Source organism: Photobacterium sp. 1_MG-2023, from assembly GCF_030547945.1.
Classification (GTDB): Bacteria; Pseudomonadota; Gammaproteobacteria; order Enterobacterales; family Vibrionaceae; genus Photobacterium.
In genome coordinates, this window is the sequence record NZ_JAUORR010000062.1 from 1 (window position 1) to 2,864 (window position 2,864).

The 2,864-nt window shown below is 37.4% G+C and carries 4 protein-coding genes and 1 pseudogene; 4 read left to right on the top strand and 1 reads right to left on the bottom strand.

Features of this window, described 5'->3' with window-relative positions; all coding sequences use genetic code 11:
- The first annotated feature begins 110 nt into the window (after positions 1 to 110).
- The 4 genes from Q4579_RS22740 (at position 111) to Q4579_RS22755 (ending at position 2,708) form a co-directional block, all read left to right on the top strand.
- Positions 111 to 575 (top strand): GNAT family N-acetyltransferase, encoded by a 465-nt coding sequence (locus tag Q4579_RS22740; RefSeq protein WP_303567227.1) that lies wholly within the window; start codon positions 111 to 113, stop codon positions 573 to 575.
- 110 nt (positions 576 to 685) lie between these two features.
- Entirely contained in the window at positions 686 to 937 is a 252-nt protein-coding gene (locus Q4579_RS22745; protein ID WP_303567229.1) for a hypothetical protein, read from the top strand.
- 178 nt (positions 938 to 1,115) lie between these two features.
- Entirely contained in the window at positions 1,116 to 1,736 is a 621-nt protein-coding gene (locus Q4579_RS22750) for a hypothetical protein (RefSeq protein WP_303567231.1), read from the top strand.
- A complete protein-coding gene (locus tag Q4579_RS22755) occupies positions 1,737 to 2,708 on the top strand; it encodes a Kiwa anti-phage protein KwaB-like domain-containing protein (RefSeq protein ID WP_303567233.1) in 972 nt (323 codons plus the stop codon).
- A 30-nt stretch (positions 2,709 to 2,738) separates the two neighbouring features.
- On the opposite strand, the pseudogene Q4579_RS22760 reads toward Q4579_RS22755, so the two are convergent.
- Positions 2,739 to 2,864, bottom strand: a pseudogene (locus Q4579_RS22760) (IS110 family transposase); the annotation flags it as partial.

A 2,864-nucleotide genomic window follows, 5' to 3' on the forward strand; every position in this document is an offset into this window, starting at 1 on the left:
GTGGCCTCCGGTAATTTCGTAGTCAGACTTACCTAGTGTGGCAGAGCCTGATGAGGGGGAGTCCATGTCATTCGTTAGAGAGCAAAGCAAATTTTGAGTCTAGGCGTAGCATGATAACAAAACTTAATAATTCGAATGAAGAAGTTGCAACTCAGATTTTTACAGTTTTTCAAAATTCTTATAAAATAGAAGCTCAACTTATTGGGACTCTTGATTTTCCTCCCTTATTACGGAGTGCTAAAGATATAGAGGACTCAAAAACACAGTTTTATGGCTTTATTGAAGACAATTGTCTTGCTGGAGTTATAGAGGTTGCCTTAAATGGTAAACACCTAGAAATTGATAGTTTAACTGTTGACCCTAATTATTTTAGAAAAGGTATCGCAACCAAATTAATTAACTATGCTCTAGAGGCTTTTAAGTTTTCTGCAGCAATTGTAGAAACAGCTGTTGTTAATTTACCTGCAATAAACTTATATAAGAGGCATGGTTTTGTTGAATTTAAAAGATGGACGCCATCTCACGGTATTGAAAAACTAGCATTGTCGGTGAGTTGCTCTCTAACAAGAAAATAAACAAGGATACGTAACAGTTGGCTACGTTTCGCTTCGCTACACAATTTTAGCCAACCATTACTTAGCCTGTTATTTGGGCGTTATATTTCAATTCAACTAAGGAAAGTACTATGAGCATCAAAGATACAATTCATTCTGCAGGACAGAACCTTCATACAATCATGATTACGGCTAGAGAAAAAGATGGATCTGTCGAAACAAGAGAGGCAGAGCCATATAGCTATCGTGTCACAGCCGGAACTGAAAAGTTTTTCTGCTATGACATAAATAAGGGGGGCACAAGAAATCTATTTGTTTCAAACATCATATCTGTTGAAGAAACTCAAAATTCCTTTACGCCAAGATGGGATGTTGAGATTTAACTGGAAAAATATAACAAGCGCAGGCAATCTGACCGTCAAAACTGTCACGTCTTTTGTTCCAAAAGTCGCGCCATTTTTGCCGGCAGTTGCTGCGGGCGTTAAAGCGCATGATGCACTAAAGCTAGTTGCACATACCTCTTTGCTCAAATAGAATGACGTTCATTGAAATGAGGGTTCTATGAATCGTAAAAGTAAAACTAGATTACTGTCTTCAATCGCTATCTTTATCAGTGGTTATACACCACTGTTTCTCATTATGATTATCAAAGACATTAAAGAGGTTGTTTGGTTTGAGCATACTTTTGAAAGTGCGGTTTTTGGGTTCAGTAAAATTAAAATCCCATACTGGTTTGAATTCAAAAATATAGAAATAGTTCTGTCATTATTGCTTTTATCTATCTTTAGCTTAGCTCTTCTTGCATACGTTCTTAGAAATGTAACGAAACGACCATTTACAATTAAAGTAATAAGTGCCAAAAGTCGATCTAGTGAAGTAGTTAACTATACAATTCCATACATGATTTCTTTTGTCGCTTTTGACCTTAGTCAGTGGCAAGACATATTTTCTCTATTTTTGTTTTTGTCTGTTCTGTGCTTGTTGTCAGTCCGTAGCCAAAGTGTGTTTATTAATCCTATTTTAGCTGCACTTGGTTACGGCTTATATGACTGCAAATATGATGAATCAGGAAATGAGAAGGAATGTGTCATGTTGTCGAAGCATGACCTACTGCCAGATAATGGTGTAAAATACGTGAAGCTTAATAACTATATGGGAATAATCTCTAATAAAGGTGTTTAAATGCAAGATAAGTTGCGAGTTTTAGATAGCATCCGAAATATCGATTTCGATGCGCTTGATGTACGGTTATGGGTTATCAAAAAAAGTACTAACTCGGGTCAGCACTCTTATAGAGCATTAAACGCATCTATTGATGGCTTAGATGACGACCTAATTTCAACCTTACGCAAGTTCTTTTGGGGTTTGGAAAATCATATCGATCCGATTAGAGAATTGTCAGCTTATTCTGCACTCACTGTAGACACAGATGAAGACAGAGCTCTCGTTCACTCTGTCGAAGACACAGATTTCTCAACTGTCATTGCAAAAATCCGTTTGGGTGCAGATAACGACCCTGTAACGGATATTCGACAGTTTCACAACGCTTGGGCATTGGTTGTAGAGTTTAATCTAAATACTCATCAGTTTTATGCATTTTCCAAAGTTAAAGGCGGTTGGAACCTTAAAAGGGCTTCAACGTTGTCTAGTTGGACGTTTTCAGATGGTGACTTTAAAAAGGTAGAAGTTCGTAACACTTTTTCTTTTCGTGATTATTTTGATTTTGTTGCCTACGGGCAAGATGTTTTCATTCGTGACAAAGCGAACTACGAGTTAGGCTTAAACATTCGTGAAGGTCTTGAGGCAAAAAGAGATATTTTAGTTGACGCTCTTGAGGCAAATGGAATTATCACTTCGGTCGATGATTTGAAAGTTGCTATTGGTACAAACAAGACTTTGCTACGCCGTTTAGTCTCTGCTGAAGAAACTCGTTATTTTGAAGATCAGCAGTTCATCGAAGATATGAAAAATATCATTGCAGAACATGAATGGGAGATAGGTGTGGATGGTGATGGAAAGTTTGTAGTTGATGAAAACAATATTGACCTATTCCTCAAGTTAATTAATGACAAGCGTTTTATATCTTTAATCAAAAAACAAATGGTTGACGCTGATAGAGTTGAAATCGTAGAAACTGTGAACAAATCGGGTTAGCGCTTTAACAAACGACTATGGCGTCAATAATTAATTCCATGCTGTTTTTTCTGCCCACCTGACGCCATCACGGAGCATTGCATTGAGGATAACAACCATCTTCCTGACACAGGCAATGATGGCTACTTTTTTCGGTTTTCCTTCAGCCAGAAGTCG

Coding starts and splice junctions, on each gene's coding strand:
- Q4579_RS22740 (WP_303567227.1), top strand. CDS start 111: ATGATAACAAAACTTAATAATTCGAATGAAGAAGTTGCAACTCAGATT.
- Q4579_RS22755 (WP_303567233.1), top strand. CDS start 1,737: ATGCAAGATAAGTTGCGAGTTTTAGATAGCATCCGAAATATCGATTTC.
- Q4579_RS22745 (WP_303567229.1), top strand. CDS start 686: ATGAGCATCAAAGATACAATTCATTCTGCAGGACAGAACCTTCATACA.
- Q4579_RS22750 (WP_303567231.1), top strand. CDS start 1,116: ATGAATCGTAAAAGTAAAACTAGATTACTGTCTTCAATCGCTATCTTT.